The sequence below is a fragment of the Streptomyces sp. NPDC057616 genome, assembly GCF_042800575.1.
Lineage (GTDB): Bacteria > Actinomycetota > Actinomycetes > Streptomycetales > Streptomycetaceae > Streptomyces.
The window spans coordinates 46,401-65,000 of the sequence record NZ_JBHVGU010000032.1; the positions used below are offsets into that span (position 1 = coordinate 46,401).

18 protein-coding genes are annotated in these 18,600 nt (G+C 70.0%); 3 read left to right on the top strand and 15 right to left on the bottom strand.

The features are described from left to right. Window positions 1–2: 2 nt before the first annotated feature. The 3 genes from ACFU97_RS33140 to ACFU97_RS33150 are packed head-to-tail and all read right to left on the bottom strand — an operon-like array spanning window position 3 to window position 2,750. Window positions 3–1,466, bottom strand: coding sequence for a sensor histidine kinase (locus tag ACFU97_RS33140; RefSeq protein WP_384264125.1), 1,464 nt, complete (start codon window positions 1,464–1,466; stop codon window positions 3–5). Next, window positions 1,463–2,155, bottom strand: coding sequence for a response regulator transcription factor (locus ACFU97_RS33145; RefSeq protein ID WP_384264127.1), 693 nt, complete (start codon window positions 2,153–2,155; stop codon window positions 1,463–1,465). The genes ACFU97_RS33140 and ACFU97_RS33145 overlap by 4 nt, the downstream gene beginning before the upstream one ends. Window positions 2,156–2,168: 13 nt before the next feature. Continuing rightward, window positions 2,169–2,750 (bottom strand): hypothetical protein, encoded by a 582-nt coding sequence (locus ACFU97_RS33150; RefSeq protein WP_384264129.1) that lies wholly within the window; start codon window positions 2,748–2,750, stop codon window positions 2,169–2,171. A gap of 161 nt (window positions 2,751–2,911) precedes the next feature. On the opposite strand from ACFU97_RS33150, the gene ACFU97_RS33155 reads away from it, so the two are divergent. From ACFU97_RS33155 to ACFU97_RS33165, 3 genes are all read left to right on the top strand, one after another. Beyond that, window positions 2,912–4,084: a sensor histidine kinase gene (locus ACFU97_RS33155; protein WP_384264130.1), complete on the top strand. Its 1,173-nt coding sequence runs from the start codon at window positions 2,912–2,914 to the stop codon at window positions 4,082–4,084. Continuing rightward, window positions 4,081–4,722 (top strand): response regulator, encoded by a 642-nt coding sequence (locus tag ACFU97_RS33160; protein WP_384264131.1) that lies wholly within the window; start codon window positions 4,081–4,083, stop codon window positions 4,720–4,722. Before ACFU97_RS33155 ends, ACFU97_RS33160 begins: the two co-directional genes overlap by 4 nt. Before the next feature lie 123 nt (window positions 4,723–4,845). Next, window positions 4,846–6,672: a glycosyl hydrolase family 18 protein gene (locus ACFU97_RS33165; protein ID WP_384264133.1), complete on the top strand. Its 1,827-nt coding sequence runs from the start codon at window positions 4,846–4,848 to the stop codon at window positions 6,670–6,672. A 390-nt stretch (window positions 6,673–7,062) separates the two neighbouring features. Here the strand turns inward: ACFU97_RS33165 and ACFU97_RS33170 are convergent, their stop codons facing one another. The 12 genes from ACFU97_RS33170 to glyA form a co-directional block, all read right to left on the bottom strand. Further along, a complete protein-coding gene (locus ACFU97_RS33170; RefSeq protein WP_384264134.1) occupies window positions 7,063–7,509 on the bottom strand; it encodes a DUF2550 domain-containing protein in 447 nt (148 codons plus the stop codon). Between the two features lie 142 nt (window positions 7,510–7,651). Beyond that, entirely contained in the window at window positions 7,652–8,026 is a 375-nt protein-coding gene (locus ACFU97_RS33175) for a F0F1 ATP synthase subunit epsilon (protein WP_384264136.1), read from the bottom strand. 113 nt (window positions 8,027–8,139) lie between these two features. Further along, window positions 8,140–9,576: a F0F1 ATP synthase subunit beta gene (gene atpD, locus ACFU97_RS33180; RefSeq protein ID WP_384264137.1), complete on the bottom strand. Its 1,437-nt coding sequence runs from the start codon at window positions 9,574–9,576 to the stop codon at window positions 8,140–8,142. Next, entirely contained in the window at window positions 9,576–10,517 is a 942-nt protein-coding gene (locus ACFU97_RS33185) for a F0F1 ATP synthase subunit gamma (RefSeq protein WP_384264139.1), read from the bottom strand. The genes atpD and ACFU97_RS33185 overlap by 1 nt, the downstream gene beginning before the upstream one ends. A gap of 21 nt (window positions 10,518–10,538) precedes the next feature. Beyond that, on the bottom strand, window positions 10,539–12,131 hold the full coding sequence (gene atpA / locus ACFU97_RS33190) for a F0F1 ATP synthase subunit alpha (RefSeq protein ID WP_384264140.1): 1,593 nt from the start codon (window positions 12,129–12,131) through the stop codon (window positions 10,539–10,541). Window positions 12,132–12,280: 149 nt separating this feature from the next. Further along, on the bottom strand, window positions 12,281–13,096 hold the full coding sequence (locus tag ACFU97_RS33195; RefSeq protein ID WP_384264142.1) for a F0F1 ATP synthase subunit delta: 816 nt from the start codon (window positions 13,094–13,096) through the stop codon (window positions 12,281–12,283). After that, window positions 13,093–13,638 (bottom strand): F0F1 ATP synthase subunit B, encoded by a 546-nt coding sequence (locus ACFU97_RS33200; protein ID WP_384264143.1) that lies wholly within the window; start codon window positions 13,636–13,638, stop codon window positions 13,093–13,095. The genes ACFU97_RS33195 and ACFU97_RS33200 overlap by 4 nt, the downstream gene beginning before the upstream one ends. Before the next feature lie 37 nt (window positions 13,639–13,675). After that, complete coding sequence (atpE, locus tag ACFU97_RS33205; protein WP_232652291.1) at window positions 13,676–13,921, bottom strand: ATP synthase F0 subunit C; 246 nt, start codon at window positions 13,919–13,921, stop codon at window positions 13,676–13,678. 86 nt (window positions 13,922–14,007) lie between these two features. Then, window positions 14,008–14,814, bottom strand: a complete 807-nt coding sequence (gene atpB, locus ACFU97_RS33210; protein ID WP_384264145.1) for a F0F1 ATP synthase subunit A — start codon at window positions 14,812–14,814, stop codon at window positions 14,008–14,010. Between the two features lie 294 nt (window positions 14,815–15,108). After that, the gene (locus ACFU97_RS33215) at window positions 15,109–15,561 is read right to left on the bottom strand and encodes a hypothetical protein (RefSeq protein WP_384264146.1); all 453 of its coding nucleotides are present in this window, start codon (window positions 15,559–15,561) and stop codon (window positions 15,109–15,111) included. A 331-nt stretch (window positions 15,562–15,892) separates the two neighbouring features. After that, window positions 15,893–17,206, bottom strand: coding sequence for an MraY family glycosyltransferase (locus ACFU97_RS33220; protein WP_384264147.1), 1,314 nt, complete (start codon window positions 17,204–17,206; stop codon window positions 15,893–15,895). A gap of 150 nt (window positions 17,207–17,356) precedes the next feature. Beyond that, window positions 17,357–18,598 (bottom strand): serine hydroxymethyltransferase, encoded by a 1,242-nt coding sequence (gene glyA / locus ACFU97_RS33225; protein WP_384264149.1) that lies wholly within the window; start codon window positions 18,596–18,598, stop codon window positions 17,357–17,359. Window positions 18,599–18,600 lie beyond the last annotated feature (2 nt).

The window sequence follows — 18,600 nt, forward strand, 5'->3', positions numbered from 1 at the left end:
GGCTAGGAAGGCTCTTTGGGGAAACTCTGTGACCGGTTTGTCCCGGCCGTGGTGATCAGCCAGTCGCGGTGGGCCGGCAGCGTGCCGCCCGTGGACGGCAGCCGTACCTCGAAGCGGGAGCCGGTTTCCCCGGGGCCGCCGGCGACCGTCACGGTGCCCCGGTGCAGCGCCGCCTGCTGGGCCACGAGCGTCAGGCCGAGACCGGTGCCGGTGCTTCCGGGCCCGCGCTCGAAGCGCTCGAAGATCCGGGCGCGGGCCTCGGGCGGCACCCCGGGTCCTCGGTCGTCGACCGTCACGACGACCTGATCGCCCGCGCGCCGCACCGCCACCGCCGCGCCCGCCCGGCCGGTCCCGTCCCGCCCGTGTGCGAGGGCGTTGGCCACCAGGTTGTCCAGCAGCAGCCGCAGTCCGGGCTCCCAGCCGTGCACGGTGAGCCCGGGTGCCGCGTCCAGCGTGATCCGGGCGTCGGGCACGCGCCGGCGGGCCTCCGCCACCGCGGCGTCCGCGGTCTCGGCGAGGTCCACGGTCCGGAAGGCCTCCGCCTCGACCAGGTCGCCGCGGCCCAGTTCGCGCAGCATCACCAGCAGGTTCAGCAGCCGGGCGTGCTCGCCGCGCAGATCGGCCAGGACCTCGGCGCGGTCCGGCTCAGGCAGGTCGGGATGGGCGGCGAGGATGTCGAGGTTGGTGCCCATGCTCATCAGCGGGGTGCGCAGTTCGTGGGAGGCGGCCGCGGAGAAGGAGCGAGCGGTGTCCAGGGCCTCGGCGGTGCGGGCGGCCTGCTCGTCGTAGCGGGCGAGGGCCTTCTGGAGGGTCGCCGCCAGCTCGTCGACCTCGGTCACCCCGGTCCGCTCGTGGTGCAGCCGGGCGCTGCTGATGCGCGGGTCGAGTCCGGCGGTACGGCGGCCGAGGCGGCGCAGGGGGCCGCTCGCCCCGGTGGCGATGCCCCAGGCGAGCAGCCCGGACAGCGGCACGGCCAGCAGGGTCGTCCACGCCACCCGCCGCCGTACGAGCCGGAGTTGGGCCTGGTCGGCGGCGTTGGGCGAGAAGACCCACAGGGTCCCGGGGCCGCGGCCCGTCCTGACCGGCACGGACAGCGCGCGCCAGCTGGTGGCGCCGTCCCGGACCGTGACCGGGGTGTTCCGGCGCGCCGGGAGCGGCACCGAGGCGTCCGGCTGCGGGCCGCCGCTGAAGGTGCCGTCCGGGCCGACCACACGTACGCCGACGTCGAGGGCGGCGGTGTAGAGCTGCCGTTCGCGGGTGTCGGCCGCCTTGGGCCGGCCGTTCGCGCTGGCCCGCAGCAGGGCGCGGGCGTCCGGGGCCACGGCGGCGGCGCGGGCCTGCAGATGGTCGTCCTCGGCGCTGTGCAGATCGCGGTCGACCAGCCGGAGCAGCAGCCAGCCGGAGGCCAGCACCAGCAGCGGCACGGTGACGCCGACGGCGATCCCGATGCGGGTGGACAGCCTCACGGCTCGTCCCGCAGCACGAAGCCGACGCCGCGCACGGTGTGCACGAGCCGGGGCCGTCCGCCGGCCTCCAGCTTGCGCCGCAGATAGCTGACGAAGGTGTCGACGGCGTCGGTGCGCACGTCGAAGTCGTAGCCCCACACCCGTTCCAAGAGCTGGTCGCGGGTGAGGACCAGCCCGGCGTTGCGGGCGAGGACCTCGAGGAGTTCGAACTCGCGCCGGGTCAGCTCCAGCGGCCGGCCGTCCCGCTCGGCGGTGCGGGCCGCGGGGTCGACGACCAGGCCGGCGACCCGCAGCACCTCGCCGGCGGGCGGGCGGCGGCGCAGCAGCGCGTGCAGGCGCAGCACCAGTTCCTGCAGCGCGAACGGCTTGACCAGGTAGTCGTCGCCGCCCGCCTGGAGCCCGGCGATGCGGTCGGCGGTCTCGTCGAGCGCGGAGAGCATCAGCACCGGGAGGTCCTGGCCGTCGCCGCGGAGCCGTTCGCACACCTCGATGCCGCTCATGTCCGGCATCGACACGTCCAGGACGAGGACGTCCGGCGGTGTCTGCCCGATCACCGCGAGCGCCTCGCGGCCGCCGTCCGCCGTCCGCACCCGGAAGCCGCTGAGCCGCAGCCCGCGCTCCAGCGAACGCCGGATGGCCGGGTCGTCGTCCACGACCAGGACCGCTCCGGGACTGCCGGTCTCTCCCATGCGCCCTCTCCCCTCACCGCCCGGTCAGGGTACGGCCCTCCTGCCCGGCCCGTCCGGCGGCCTCGGCCGGGGCCTTCTTCGGCCAGATCAGATACGTCAGCGCGATCAGCCCGTGGATGCCCGCGGCCCTCAGTGCCACCCACTGGAAGGCGCGCAGCGAGGAGGTGTCGCCGTCGCCTACGTACCAGACGGCGCCTTGCAGCAGGGCGCAGGCGACGGCCGCGGCGAGGACGGTGCGCAGCCACAGCCGGCCCTCGTACCGGGCCCGCGCCGTCCCGTACCGAGGGCGTGTGGGCGGCCTGGGCCCGCCCGCGAGCCGGTGGGCGGCGTGGGCGTCGAGCCGGCTGACGGTGAAGTGGCCGTAGGCGACGGTGAAGCCGATGTAGAGGGCGGCGAGGCCGTGCTCCCAGCCCGGCTTCGCGCCGTTCCTCAGGTCGACGGCCGTGGCCGCGAACAGGACCAGTTCGAGGACCGGTTCGCACAGCAGCAGCACCACACTCGTGCGGCGCCGGCGCAGCAGGTAGCGGACGGCGAGGCCGGCCGCCAGCAGCACCCAGAAGCCGACCTCGCAGGCGACGATCAGCGCGACGATCACGGTTCGCTCCTCACGGCGGGTTCGGTCACGCTTCCAGGCTCCCGGCGGTTTCGGCCGGTTTCGTCGTCGGCGGTGAGGAGGCCGCGGTACATCGAAAGATGCAGTTCGGGACCGTTCCCGGGAATCAGGCGGGCGGCCCGTGCGCCGTGTTGGATGGGGACATGGCCCCGCGACTCCCCCGCCCGCACCGCGACGACGTGCGCATCGCCCTGGGCGGACTGCTCGGCGGGCTGCTGCTGTGGGGGGTCGGCCTCTTCAGCCGTACGATCGACGACCCGATGGCGGTGGTCGACACGCGCTGGGCGGTCCTCGTGCCGCTGTGCGTCACCGCGGGCTGCGAGCTGCTGCGCCGCACCCGCCCGCGCACCGCCCTGTTCATCGGCACGGCGGCGATCACGGCGGACCTCTTCACCCTGGGCAACCTCGCCACCGTGGTGATGTTCACCGATCTGGTCTACGCGGCCGTCCTGTACGGCACCCCCGCCTCCGCCCACCGCCTGCCGTGGATCACCGGGCTCCTCACGGTGGTCGGCACCGTCGTCCCCTACGTGGCCTGGCGCGTACCGCAGGCGCTGCTGATCGGGGCGGGCGTCGGCCTGGTCAGCCTGGTGCCCGCGGCGACCGGCTGGGTGGTGCGCAACCACCGCGACACCGCCGAGGCGGCCCGGCTGCGCGCCGAACAGACCGCGCTGCTGGCCGAGATGGACCGCAGCCAGGCCGTCGTCGCCGAACGGGCTCGGGTGGCACGGGAGTTGCACGACATGGTCGCCAACCACCTGTCCGCGATCGCCATCCACTCCACGGCCGCGCTGTCCCTCGACGATCCGGGTACCTCCCGGGACGCCCTCGGCGTCATCCGCGAGAACAGCGTGGAGGGGCTCGCCGAGATGCGCCGGCTGATCGGCATCCTGCGGGAGGGCGGCGACGACCACGCGCCCGCGGCCACCCCGACCCTCGACGGACTGCCCGCCCTCGTCGACGGCGCCCGCGCCAACGGCCTCGACGTCACCCTCGACACCGGCGCCTGCGCGGTCCCCGTGCCGGTCGAACTCGCCGCCTACCGCATCGTCCAGGAGTCCCTGACCAACGCGCTCAAGCACGCCCGCCCCGGCCGGATCACCGTCGCCCTCGCCCAGCGGGACGGCGCCCTCGACATCCGGGTGACCAGCCCCTACGGCCACCGGGACGCGCCACGCGCCCCCGGCTCCGGCGCCGGTCTGGTCGGGATGCGCGAGCGGGTCACGCTGCTGGGCGGCACCTTCGAGGCCGGTCCCGAGGGCGCGCTGTGGACCGTGCACGCCACGCTTCCCGTGACCGAAGGAGCCCCCGAATGATCCGTGTCCTGGTCGCCGAGGACCAGTCCGCCGTCCGTGCGGGGCTCGTCCTGATCCTGCGCAGCGCACCGGACATCGAGGTGGTCGGTGAGGCGGCCGACGGCGAGCAGGCGGTGGCGCTGTCCCGGGAGCTGCGCCCCGACCTGGTCCTGATGGATGTTCAGATGCCGCGCCTGGACGGGGTGTCGGCGACCCGGCAGGTGGTCGCGGAACACCTCGCGGACGTCCTGGTGCTGACCACCTTCGACCTCGACGCGTACGTGTTCGGCGCGCTGCGCGCGGGAGCGGCCGGCTTCCTGCTGAAGAACACCGAGGCGAAGGATCTGCTGGAGGCGGTGCGCACGGTCGCCCGCGGGGAGGGCCTGATCGCGCCGGCCGTCACCCGGCGCCTGATCGCCGAGTTCGCCGCCCGGCCGGTGCGCTCACCGGCGGCCGACCCGGCCGTGCTCGACTCCCTGACCCGGCGCGAGCGCGAGGTGCTGTCCTGTCTCGGCGAGGGGATGTCCAACGCGGCCATCGCGGACCGGCTGGACATGGCGGAGGCGACGGTGAAGACGCACGTCAGCCGCCTCCTGGGCAAGCTGGAGCTGCGCAGCCGGGTCCAAGCGGCGGTGCTGGCGCAGGAGTTGGGGATCTGACGCGATCGGTCGTCCCAGTGGTACAGACCTATTGACCGGTGGTCCAGACCTTTCTATTCTCGCGGCACCGTGGGTGCGAAGGCTCAGTCGCGCCCTCATCCCCTTAGACGAGGGAGGCGCAGCATGCGCTTCAGACACAGAGCCGCGGCAGGGTTCGCGACCCTGTTGCTCCCCCTGGCCGGTCTGGTCGGCCTCGCGAGCCCCGCCCAGGCCGCGACGAACGCCACCGCCACGTACACCAAGACCCAGGACTGGGGAACCGGCTTCGGCGGCCAGTGGACCGTGAAGAACACCGGCTCCAGCAGCATCAGTTCCTGGACCGTCGAGTGGGACTTCCCCTCCGGCACCTCCGTCACCTCCGCGTGGGACGCGGACGTCACGAACTCCGGCACCCACTGGACCGCCAAGAACAAGTCCTACAACGGCACCCTGGCCCCGGGCGCCTCCGTCTCCTTCGGTTTCAACGGCGCGGGCTCCGGCTCCCCGTCCAACTGCAAGCTGAACGGCGACAGTTGCGACGGCACCACGGTCCCCGGCGACGCGGCGCCCTCCGCGCCGGGCACCCCCACCGCCTCCTCCGTCACCGACACCTCGGTGAAGCTCTCCTGGAGCGCGGCCACCGACGACAAGGGCGTCAAGAACTACGACGTCCTGCGCGACGGCAAGAAGGTCTCGACGGTCACCACGACGTCGTACACGGACACCGGCCTCACCGCCGGCACCGACTACTCCTACACCGTCCAGGCCCGTGACACCGCCGACCAGACCGGACCGGTCAGCGGCGCGGTCGCCGTGCACACCACCGGCGGCACCACCGACCCGCCCCCGGCCACCGGCGACACGGTCAAGCTCGGCTACTTCACCGAGTGGGGCATCTACGGCCGCAACTACAACGTCAAGAACCTGGTGACGTCCGGCTCGGCCGCGAAGATCACGCACATCAACTACGCCTTCGGCAACGTCACCAACGGCCAGTGCGCCATCGGCGACTCCTACGCCGACTACGACAAGGCGTTCACCGCCGACCAGTCGGTGAGCGGCGTCGCGGACACCTGGGACCAGCCGCTGCGCGGCAACTTCAACCAGCTGCGCGAGCTGAAGGCCAAGTACCCGAACATCAAGGTGCTGTGGTCCTTCGGCGGCTGGACCTGGTCCGGCGGCTTCGCCCAGGCCGCGGCCAACCCGACCGCGTTCGCGCAGTCCTGCTACAACCTGGTCGAGGACCCGCGCTGGGCCGACGTCTTCGACGGCATCGACATCGACTGGGAGTACCCGAACGCCTGCGGCCTGAGCTGCGACACCAGCGGTGCGGCGGCCTACAAGAACCTGATGCAGGCGCTGCGCGCCAAGTTCGGCTCGAACAACCTGGTCACGGCGGCCACCACGGCCGACGGCTCGGCCGGCGGCAAGATCGAGGCCGCGGACTACGCGGGCGCCGCCCAGTACGTCGACTGGTACAACGTGATGACGTACGACTTCTTCGGCGCCTGGGACGCGCAGGGCCCCACCGCCCCGCACTCCCCGCTCACCTCGTACTCCGGCATCCCGAAGGCCGGCTTCACCACGGCCGACGCGATGGCCAAGTTCAAGGCGATCGGCGTCCCCGCGAAGAAGCTGCTCATCGGCATCGGCTTCTACGGCCGCGGCTGGACCGGCGTGACGCAGGACGCCCCGGGCGGCACGGCCACGGGCCCGGCCGCCGGCACCTACGAGCAGGGCATCGAGGACTACAAGGTCCTCAAGACGTCCTGCCCGGCGACCGGCACGGTCGCGGGAACGGCCTACGCGCACTGCGGCAGCAACTGGTGGTCCTACGACACCCCGTCGACCATCGCCGGAAAGATGAGCTGGGCCAAGACCCAGGGCCTCGGCGGCGCGTTCTTCTGGGAGTTCAGCGGTGACACCAGCAACGGCGAGCTGGTGAGCGCCATCAGCAGCGGTCTGAGCTGATCCTCACCGCGTCACACCTCCGCCGCGGACGGCCACGAGCCGTCCGCGGCGGACCTTTTTGCGCGCCCCGCACGCCCCCCGCGTGCACTGTGGGGGGACATTCGGCCCCTCGCGGCGGGTCCGAACGGCAGGTGGAGGACGCCTGCCGACCGTGAAAGATGTACACCTCAGCCAGCAAGTGGAAGTGCACGACCAGGGGGATGAGATGTCACGGGGGAACCAGACGAGGCGGAGGACCGACAGGCCCAACAGGACCATGGCTGCGGGGGTGTTCACCGGGACGGCCCTCGCGGCCGTGCTGGCCGCCCTGCCGCTGCACGTCACGGTGAGTCTGAGCCCAGGGCCCGGCACCGCCGTGGCCGGTCAGGGGGAGAGCCCGAATCCGGTGTGTCAGGCGACGTTGACGCGCTGACCGGGCGGGGCCGCCTCGAGCCAGGCGAGGAAGCCGGTCAGCGCGTCCTCGCTCATGGCGAGTTCGAGACGGGTGCCACGGTGCAGGCAGGTGAGGACGACGGCGTCGGAGAGGAGCGCCAGCTCCTCCTCACCTTCCGGAAGACGGCGGCCCGCGACCTCGATCGCGGCGCGCTCCAGGGTGCGCCGCGGCCGGTAGGCGTAGGAGAAGACGCGGTACCACTCGATGCGGTCGCCGTTGTAGCGGGCGACGCCGTAGCTCCAGCCCTTGCCGCTGGTGTCGGCCTTCTCCTGGACACCCCATCGCAGCGAACAGTCGAAGGTGCCGCCGGAGCGCTGGATGAGTCTGCGGCGCAGGCCGAAGACGAACAGCCCCAGCACCACCAGGGCCACGACGATTCCGCACACAGTCAGAGCGAGGACCATCGACACCGACCTCCTCGTCTCCTAGGTACCGAAAACAGGTAACGGAACGGAAAAAACATCCAGATCTGCCTCAGCCGCGGTCGGCTCCGGATTGCTCCGGTTCCGACCGCGGCTGAGTGACGTCATCACGCTCCGCGCGGGTTCAGCTCGTCGTCGCCGCACGCAGTCGTACGTCCGCACGACGCTCGGCGGAAGCGTCGGCGTCCGACTTGGCGCGATCCAGCGCCCGCTCCGCGCGCTGGACGTCGATCTCGTCCGCGAGCTCGGCGATCTCCGCCAGCAGCGACAGCTTGTTGTCCGCGAACGAGATGAAACCGCCGTGCACCGCGGCGACAACCGTTCCACCATCGCTCGTGCGGATGGTCACCGGGCCCGACTCCAGCACGCTGAGCAGCGGCTGGTGACCGGGCATGACGCCGATGTCGCCGGACGCGGTGCGAGCGACGACCAGGCGGGCCTCACCGGACCAGACCTGGCGGTCGGCAGCGACCAGCTCGACGTGCAGCTCAGCAGCCAAGGGTGGCTCCTCGGGTCACCACCCGGCCATCTCGCCGGGTGTTGGTTACAAGTCTAGTAGGCGTGGCAGAGGGGGCGGGACGCGCCCGCCCCCTCACGCCACGAGCACCGGGGTCAGGAGACGCCCAGCTCCTTGGCGTTGGCCTTGAGGTCCTCCAGGCCACCGCACATGAAGAACGCCTGCTCGGGGAAGTGGTCGTAGTCGCCGTCGCAGATCGCGTTGAACGCGGCGATCGACTCGTCCAGCGGAACGTCCGACCCGTCGACGCCGGTGAACTGCTTGGCGGCGTGGGTGTTCTGGGACAGGAAGCGCTCCACACGACGGGCACGGTGGACGACGAGCTTGTCCTCCTCGCCGAGCTCGTCGATACCGAGGATCGCGATGATGTCCTGGAGGTCCTTGTACTTCTGCAGGATCGTCTTGACGCGCATGGCCGCGTCGTAGTGGTCCTGCGCGATGTAGCGCGGGTCCAGGATGCGGGACGTGGAGTCCAGCGGGTCCACGGCCGGGTAGATGCCCTTCTCGGAGATCGGACGGGAGAGAACCGTCGTCGCGTCGAGGTGGGCGAACGTGGTGGCCGGGGCCGGGTCGGTCAGGTCGTCCGCGGGGACGTAGATCGCCTGCATCGAGGTGATCGAGTGACCACGCGTCGAGGTGATGCGCTCCTGCAGCTGACCCATCTCGTCGGCCAGGTTCGGCTGGTAACCCACCGCGGACGGCATACGGCCGAGCAGCGTGGAGACCTCGGAACCGGCCTGCGTGAAGCGGAAGATGTTGTCGATGAAGAACAGCACGTCCTGCTTCTGGACGTCACGGAAGTACTCGGCCATGGTCAGGCCGGCCAGCGCGACGCGCAGACGCGTGCCCGGGGGCTCGTCCATCTGGCCGAAGACCAGCGCGGTCTTGTCCAGAACGCCGGACTCTTCCATCTCCGCGATGAGGTCGTTGCCCTCACGGGTGCGCTCGCCGACGCCCGCGAAGACGGAGACGCCCTCGTGGAGGTTGGCGACACGCATGATCATTTCCTGGATCAGCACGGTCTTGCCGACACCGGCACCACCGAACAGACCGATCTTGCCGCCCTTGACGTACGGGGTGAGAAGGTCGACGACCTTCAGGCCCGTCTCGAACATCTCGGTCTTCGACTCGAGCTGGTCGAACGCCGGGGCCTTGCGGTGGATGGACCACCGCTCGCCCTCGTAGGACTCGTCGACGTTCAGCACCTCACCGAGGGTGTTGAACACCTTGCCCTTGGTGAAGTCGCCGACCGGGACGCTGATGCCCGAGCCCGTGTCGGTCACCGTGGCCTGGCGGACCAGACCGTCGGTGGGCTGCATCGAGATGGTGCGGACGAGACCCTCACCCAGGTGCTGGGCGACCTCGAGGGTCAGCGTCTTCTTCTCGCCGGCGTTGGCCGGGTCGGCCACCTCGACGTGCAGCGCGTTGTAGATCTCCGGCATCGCGTCGACGGGGAACTCCACGTCGACGACCGGGCCGATCACCCGGGCGACGCGGCCCGTGGCAACGGCCGTCTCAACAGTGGTCGTCATTACTTGTCACTCCCCGCGGTCGCGTCGGCCAGGGCGCTCGCGCCACCGACGATCTCGCTGATCTCCTGGGTGATTTCGGCCTGTCGGGCCGCGTTGGCAAGGCGGGAGAGCGTGTTGATCAGCTCGCCCGCGTTGTCGGTGGCCGACTTCATCGCGCGGCGGGTGGCGGCGTGCTTGGAGGCAGCCGACTGGAGCAGCGCGTTGTAGATACGGCTCTCGACGTAGCGCGGCAGCAGGGCGTCGAGGACGTCCTCCGCCGACGGTTCGAACTCGTACAGCGGACGGACCTGGCCCTTGGCGGGCGCGTCCGTGCCGGTGGCCGCCGACGACTCGGTGGCCACGTCCTCGAGACGGAGCGGCAGCAGCCTGCCGTCGACCGCCGTCTGCGTCATCATCGAGACGAACTCGGTGTAGACGATGTGGAGTTCGTCCACCCCGCCGTCCGCCGTGTCCTTCTCTATGGCGTCGATGAGCGGCCCCGCGATCTGCTTCGCGTCCGCGTACGAGGGCTCGTCCGTGAAACCGGTCCACGTGTGCGCGATCGTGCGCTCGCGGAAGTTGTAGTGGGCGATGCCGCGGCGGCCGACGATGTACGTGTCGACCTCCTTGCCCTCCGCCTCGAGACGCGCGGTCAGCCGCTCCGCCGCCTTGATGGCGTTCGAGTTGAAGGCACCGGCCAGACCACGGTCGCTCGTGAGGAGCAGCACCGCGGCACGGGCCGCCGACTCCACCTCGGTGGTCAGCGGGTGCTTGGTGTTCGAACCGGTACCGACGGCCGTGACCGCGCGGGTGAGCTCGGTCGCGTAAGGAGTGGAGGCCGCCACCTTGCGCTGCGCCTTGACGACGCGCGAGGCGGCGATCATCTCCATCGCCTTGGTGATCTTCTTGGTCGCGGTGACGGATCGGATGCGACGCTTGTAGACCCGGAGCTGGGCTCCCATGAGTCAGGTCCCTTCCTTACGTCACTTGGCGGCAGCGGCCGGAGCGTCCTCGCCGAGCAGCTTGCCGTCGGCGGTCTCGAACTGCTTCTTGAACTCCGCGACCGCGTCGGCCATGGCCTGCAGGGTGTCGTCCGACATCTTGCCGCCCTCCTTGATGGAGGTCATGAGGCCCTGCTCCTTGCGGTGCAGGTACTCGAGCAGCTCCTTCTCGAAGCGGCGGATGTCGGCGACCGGGACGTCGTCCATCTTGCCGGTGGTGCCGGCCCAGATGGAGATGACCTGGTCCTCGGTGGCCATCGGCTGGTACTGCGGCTGCTTGAGCAGCTCGACCATGCGCTGACCGCGCTCCAGCTGGGCCTTCGACGCGGCGTCCAGGTCGGAACCGAAGGCGGCGAACGCCTCCAGCTCACGGAACTGGGCGAGGTCGACACGGAGTCGGCCGGAGACCTGGCGGATCGCCTTGTGCTGGGCGGAACCACCGACACGGGAGACCGAGATACCGACGTTCAGGGCCGGGCGCTGGCCGGCGTTGAACAGGTCGGACTCCAGGAAGCACTGGCCGTCGGTGATGGAGATGACGTTGGTCGGGATGAACGCCGACACGTCGTTGGCCTTGGTCTCGACGATCGGCAGACCGGTCATCGAGCCCGCGCCCATCTCGTCGGAGAGCTTCGCGCAGCGCTCCAGCAGGCGGGAGTGCAGGTAGAAGACGTCACCGGGGTAGGCCTCACGGCCCGGCGGGCGGCGCAGCAGCAGGGACACGGCGCGGTAGGCGTCGGCCTGCTTCGACAGGTCGTCGAAGATGATGAGGACGTGCTTGCCCTCGTACATCCACTGCTGGCCGATGGCCGAACCGGTGTACGGCGCCAGGTACTTGAAGCCGGCCGGGTCGGACGCCGGGGCGGCGACGATGGTCGTGTACTCCAGGGCGCCGGCCTCTTCGAGGGAGCCACGCACGGAGGCGATCGTGGAACCCTTCTGACCGATGGCGACGTAGATGCAGCGGACCTGCTTCGACGGGTCGCCGGTACGCCAGTTGTCGCGCTGGTTGATGATCGTGTCGACGGCCAGGGCGGTCTTGCCGGTCTGACGGTCACCGATGACCAGCTGGCGCTGGCCGCGGCCGATCGGGGTCATCGCGTCGACGGCCTTGTAACCCGTCTCCATCGGCTCGTGCACCGACTTGCGCTGCATGACCGTGGGGGCCTGCAGCTCGAGGGCGCGACGACCGCTGGTCTCGATCTCGCCGAGACCGTCGATCGGGTTGCCGAGCGGGTCGACGACGCGGCCGAGGTAGCCCTCGCCCACGGCGACCGACAGCACCTCACCGGTGCGCTGCACCGGCTGGCCCTCCTCGATGCCGCTGAACTCGCCGAGCACGACCGCACCGATCTCGCGCTCTTCCAGGTTCAGCGCAAGACCGAGGGTGCCGTCCTCGAACTTCAGCAGTTCGTTGGCCATGGCCGAGGGCAGGCCCTCGACCTTCGCGATGCCGTCGCCGGCAAGGGTGACCGTACCGACCTCCTCGCGCGAGGCCGCGTCCGGCTTGTACGACTGGACGAAGTTCTCCAGCGCGTCCCGGATCTCCTCCGGCCGGATCGTGAGCTCCGCCATCTGGGTTCCCTGCTCTCCTTGTTGGGCCCGAAGTCTTTGGGGGTCTGGGGCTGTTTCCCTCAGCGGCTGTGCCGCGGGCCCCCAGCAATCTTCTGCAATTTCTGCACGACCCAACCGGGCCGCTGTTCTTCTTGTTGGCCGGGTGGCCGTCAGCCGGCAACCCGTCGCGACGCCTCTGCGAGGCGCTCCGCGATCGTGCCGTCGATGACTTCTTCACCGACCCGTACGGAGATCCCGCCGAGGACCGTGGGGTCCACGTCCAGGTTCAGATGCATCTGGCGTCCGTACAGCTTCGCCAGCGCAGCGCCGAGACGCTGCTTCTGTCCGTCCGTGAGCGGCACCGCCGAGGTGACGACGGCCACCGCCCTGTCCCTGCGTGCCGCGGCGAGCCGGGACAGGGCCTCGAGGCCTGCCTCCAGGCTACGTCCCCGCGGCCGTGTCACAAGGCGCACGACCAGTCGCTCCGTGACCGGGTTGGCCCGGCCGCCGAGCAGACTGCTCAGCAGCTCGCTCTTGGCCTCGGCCGGGGCCGCCCGGTCGGTCAGCGCGGCGCGCAGCGCGGCACTGGACTGGACGATCCGGCCGAACCGGAACACCTCGTCCTCGACGTCGTCGAGCTGGTTCGCCTGCTGAGCCGCCGTCAGGTCGGCGGTGGCCGCAAGCTCCTCCACCGAGTCGACGAGGTCGCGCGAACGCGACCAGCGCGAGCGGACCATGCCGGTGACCAGGTCGAGGGCGGAGCCGTCGACGCGGCCGGTCAGCAGGCGTCCCGCGAGCTCGGCCCTGGCCTCACCGGACTGCACCGGGTCGGTGAGGACCCGACGCAGCGTGACCTCGCGGTCGAGGAAGTCGGTGACGGCCGCCAGCTGCTCGGCGAGCTGCCCGGCGTCGACCGACGAGGAGTCGGTCAGCGCCTCGAGACGCTCACGCGCGGCTGCGTGCGCTTCGCGGCTCGCTCCGTTCATGGCGTGGCCTCGGCCTTCGCCGCGCTCTCCTCGAGCCCGTCGAGGAAGCGGTCGACCGTACGGCTCTGGCGGGCGTGGTCCTCGAGGGACTCACCGACCAGCTTGCCGGCCAGCTCGGTGGCGAGCTTGCCCACGTCCTGGCGGAGCGCGGTGACCACGGCCTTGCGGTCCGCCTCGATCTGGGCGTGACCGGCGGCGATGATCTCCTCGCGCTGCCGCTGACCTTCCGCCCTCATCTCCTGGATGATCGTGGCGCCCTGCTCGGTCGCCTCCTGGCGCAGGCGTGCGGCCTCGTGCCTGGCTTCGGCGAGCTGGGCCCGGTACTGCTCGAGGATCTGCGTGGCTTCGGCCTGCGCCTCCGCCGCGCGCTCCAGGCCGCCCTCGATCGCGTCGTGCCGCTCTTCCAGGGTCTTCTGGATGTTGGGCAGGAGCTTCTTGCCGAGGACGCCGAAGACGATGAAGAAGCAGATCAGGCCGACGATCAATTCCGCTGTTTCGGGGATGAGAGGATTCTCAGCCCCCGCCTCAGCCAGGAAGGCCATCATGTCTGAACCTTTCGTCGAGAGTGGCTACTGGTCGTCAGCTGCTGAAGACGAAGGGAACGACCAGGCCGAGCAGCGCCAGAACCTCGCAGAGCGCGAAGCCCAGGAACATGTTGGTGCGGATGATCGGCATGGCCTCGGGCTGACGGGCCATGGCCTCGATGGAGTGACCGAAGACCAGACCGATGCCGACGCCGGGGCCGATGGCGGCAAGACCGTAGGCGATCGCGCCCATACGACCCGCGACGGTGGAGGCAGCAAGGTTAACGAGCTCGGCAGACATTTCCCTGTCTTCCTTTTGTGATGTGTGCGATGCGGTCCGTTGGGAGGGCTTCCCAGCGGTGGTGTTGCGGGAGGGGTGCAGACGGGTCAGTGACCCTCTTCGAGCGCTCCCTGGATGTAGATCGAGGCGAGGAGCGTGAAGATGTACGCCTGAAGGAACTGGATCAGTACCTCCAGGGTGGTCATGGCGAGCGCCAGCAGGAACGAGCCACCGGCGACGGCCGACATGATCGACGGAGTGAGCAGGTACCAGGTCGCCACGCTGAACATCACGATCAGCATGTGGCCGGCGAACATGTTGGCCCACAGCCGCACCGCGAGGGTGAACGGGCGCAGGATCACGTTCGAGAAGAACTCCAGCAGGACGATCAGCGGGATGAGCGGCTTGGGCAGGCCGTCCAGCCAGACCAGGTTCTTGACGCCGCCCTTGAACCCGTGCGTCTTGAACGTGAGGAACATGTAGGTGACGTAGACCAGCGCCGCGAGGCCGACCGGGTACGCGAAGCGCGAGGTCGCCGGGAACTGTGCCACCGGGATGATGGACATCACGTTCATGATCCACACGAAGAAGAAGATCGACGTGAGGAAGGGGACGTACTTGCTGCCCTTCTTGCCGATCACTTCCAGGGCGATGCTGCGCGCGACGAAGTTGTATCCGATCTCGCCGACGAGCTGCAGCTTCCCGGGGACCAGCTTCGGCTTGCGGAACGCCGCGAAGAAGAAGCCGACGATGACGAGCATGCAGATGATCGTCAGAAGCATCGGCTTCGTGAAGTCGAAGCTGCCGACGCTGAAGATCGGCTTGAAGTCGAACGAGTGGAGGCCCGGCGCGGGAAAGGCACAGTCAGCATTGATGTGGCAGCCGCTTTCAGCGAGCAGCATGTGGGCACTCACCCGTGACTCCTTCGTCGTGACGCATAAGTAACGGCAACCTTGTGTGTCAGCGCGGCTGGTGAGGCCGCTGATCGGCACTGGGGACGTGGTGGTGTGACGGTGCCGCCGCAGTCCGTGGGGCGCATCCGCCGAGGGCCCGGCCGCTCGGATTCCGTGCTGTGATCACAGCTCTCGGTCCAAGTGCGCCGGCGGCCGTGGAGGCGATGTCCTGCCCTGTCGGAGAAGCGGAAGGAACCCCCACCGGAAGCGCTTCCGGACGATAGCAGATAGGCATGTATCGCCTTTACGTGCCCCCTACGCCGCATCACGGGACTCCGACTCGACCGGGTCCGCCTCCTTGGCAGGCACGGACGGCACGGGGTCCACGTAGAGCATGCGGCTGGTGAGACTCTGCTTCACCTGGCCACCGACCCACGCCAGAGCGGTGACCAGCAGGCTGAGGGCGAAGGCCCGGCCGTTGAACAACGTGGTGTCGCTGAAGACGATGACGAAGATGCCGATCAGCAGCATCTGCACGGTGTAGACGAGCAGTCCGGCCGTCATCGCCACCTGAGGCTTGTCCTGCGTGAGGCGCATCAGCGCGGCGGAGCCGAGTCCGAAGAACCCGGCGACCACCGCGAGGGCCACCACTCCGCCGACCAGGCCCTTCTCACCGGCGACGACCGCGCTGACAACGGTGGCGACGATGCCCACGGGGGCGGCGACGATCGCTGCTCCCCGGAGGATCCGGACGTCGTTTGGCTGCATGCGGACGGCTCCAACGGAAGTGGGGGTCGAGACGTAGTGACCGGGTGTCACCGATCGGTGCCCCGGTGCAGTGCAGAGGTTAACGCGAGGAGGTGTGGGCGCTTCGGGCCAAAGGACCGTTCCGCCAAGGCCTTTCGGCGCTTCACTCAACTGGTAGTGAACGCTATCACAAACTATTTGATGCGGTCTTTACCTACATCGTGTGCCCGCTGTCACACATGAGAGTGAGAGCGCGCGTCTGTGCAAAAACAGGGAGGGTTTGTCTGGTATTGGGGGACTTTACTCCACCACGACTTGGCAATGCTCTAGTCAGATTCTTACCTTGCCGAAGTCAGCGGGAGGTACCGGCGTTCCGCCGGTCCACGAGGGACGGGCGGGCGCTCACAGCAGTCGCTCCGTTGACTCCCGCCACACCAGCCGCGACCGGGGCGCGCTCCTCCGCGGCCGCGTCCTGCGCGGGCGCCGGTTCGGTGACGGCGCCGCGGCGGTAGCGCGGCGGCACGAAGTGCTCGGCCCAGCTGGGGGCGCGGGGGGTGAAGCGCGGCAGCAGGAGCAGGGCCAGGCCGACCGCGCTGAGGATCACGATGCCCAGGACGATCCACATCGACGCCGAGTTGACCGAGTAGGCGAGCGCGCCGAACGCGATGAGCGCCGACCAGAAGTACATGATCAGCACCGCCCGGCTGTGCGAGTGGCCGATCTCCAGGAGCCGGTGGTGCAGATGGCCGCGGTCGGCGGCGAACGGCGACTGACCGCGCCAGGTGCGGCGCACGATGGCCAGCACCAGGTCCGCGGTGGGCACCGCGATGATCGTCAGCGGCAGCAGCAGCGGGATGTAGACGGGCACCGTCTGGTGCACGGCCGCCTTCTCCGACCCGACGAACAGCTTCAGCGCGTCCGGGTCGACCTGCCCCGTGATGGAGATCGCACCCGCGGCCAGCACCAGGCCGATCAGCATCGAGCCGGAGTCGCCCATGAAGATCCGCGCGGGGTGCATGTTGTGCGGCAGGAAGCCGATGCACATGCCCATGAGGATCGCCGAGAACAGCGTCGCCGGGGCGGCGGCCTCGATGCCGTACGAGTACCAGATCCGGTAGGCGTACAGGAAGAACGCCGCGGCCGCGATGCAGACCATGCCGGAGGCCAGGCCGTCGAGGCCGTCGACGAAGTTGACGGCGTTGATGGTGATGACGACGAGCGCCACCGTCAGCAGGGTGCCCTGCCACTGGGTGAGCGCCACGCTGCCGACGCCCGGGATGGGCAGCCACAGGATCGTCAGGCCCTGCATGACCATGACGCCGGCGGCGATCATCTGGCCGCCCAGCTTGATCAGGGCGTCGATCTCGAACTTGTCGTCCAGGACGCCGATCAGCCAGATGAGCGCCGCTCCGGAGAGCAGCGCCCGCGGCTCGTTCGACTTCTCGAAGACCTCGCTGAGGTTGGTCAGGTGGTCGGCGACCAGCAGGCCCGCGCACAGGCCGAAGAACATGGCGATACCGCCGAGGCGCGGAGTGGGTTCCCGGTGCACGTCACGGGCCCGGATCTCCGGCATGGCTCCGGCCACGATCGCGAATTTCCGTACCGGGCCTGTCAGCAGGTACGTCACCGCGGCCGTGATGCAGAGCGTCAGCAGGTATTCACGCACAGGCTTCCCCACAGGTCTCGCTGGCCATCTCAGCCCCACACCCTAGCGACGGACGCATATGAGTGAGGACTTTCGGGTAGCGACGATGGTTGCATGCGTGCCTGTGCACGCAGACTGCACCCGGGTGTACAGGGGTGCTGGTACCCCCGCTCACCCCGGGTACGGCTGAAATCTACCGGTCAGCTCGCGCACCTCGTCACGCGCCTTCTGGCTGTCGGTCGCGCCGCGCAGCACCTCCGTGAGCAGGGCGGCGATCCGGTCCATCTCCTCCTCTCCCATGCCCTGGGTGGTCAGCGCGGCCGTGCCGAGCCGCAGGCCGCGGGCGTCGCCGTGCGGCAGCGCGCAGCAGTCGAGCACCATTCCGGCCGCGGCGAGCCGGCCGCGCGCGGTGCGTCCGTCGACGCCGAGGGGCGCCGGGTCGGCGGTGATCAGATGGGTGTCGGTGCCGCCGGTGGTGACGACCAGACCCTGTTCGGCCAGCCGGGCCGCGAGCGCCCGCGCGTTGGCGACCACCTGATGCGTGTACGCGGCGAAGGCCGGGGTTGCCGCCTCGCCGAAGGCGACGGCCTTCGCGGCGATGGTGTGCATCTGCGCGCCGCCCTGGGTGAAGGGGAACACGGCCCGGTCCACCCGTTCCGCGAGCTCGGTGCCGCACAGGATCATGCCGCCGCGCGGTCCGCGCAGCACCTTGTGCGTGGTGGCGCACACGACGTCGGCGTACGGCACCGGGCTGGGCGCCGCTCCCCCGGCGACGAGCCCGATGGGATGCGCCGCGTCGGCGATCAGATAGGCGCCCACCTCGTCGGCGACCTCGCGGAAGAGGGCGTAGTCGATGTGCCGCGGGTAGGCGATGGAGCCGCACACGATCGCCTTGGGGCGGTGCGTCAGCGCGAGCGTCCGCACCTGGTCGTAGTCGATGAGCCCCGTCTCGGCGTCCACGCCGTAGCCGACGAAGTCGAACCAGCGGCCGGAGAAGTTGGCGGGCGAGCCGTGCGTGAGGTGTCCGCCGTAGGGCAGGCCGAGGGCGAGGACGGTGTCGCCGGGGCGCAGCAGGGCGGCGTAGGCGGCGAGGACGGCCGAGGAGCCCGAGTGGGACTGGACGTTGGCGTGCTCGGCGCCGAAGAGGGCCTTCGCGCGTGCCACGGCCACGCGTTCGGCCATGTCGACGATCTCACAGCCGCCGTGGTGCCGGGCGCCCGGATATCCCTCGGCGTACTTGTTGGCGAGCGGCGAGCCGAGCGCGGCCAGGACGGCCGGCGAGGTGAAGTTCTCGGCGGCCACGAGCTGGAGCGTCGTCGACTGCCGGTCGAGCTCCCCGAGCAGGATCTCGGCCAGCTCGGGGTCCTGCTGCCGCAGGACGTCGGCGGTCTGAGGGGCATGGGTGACCGGCATGG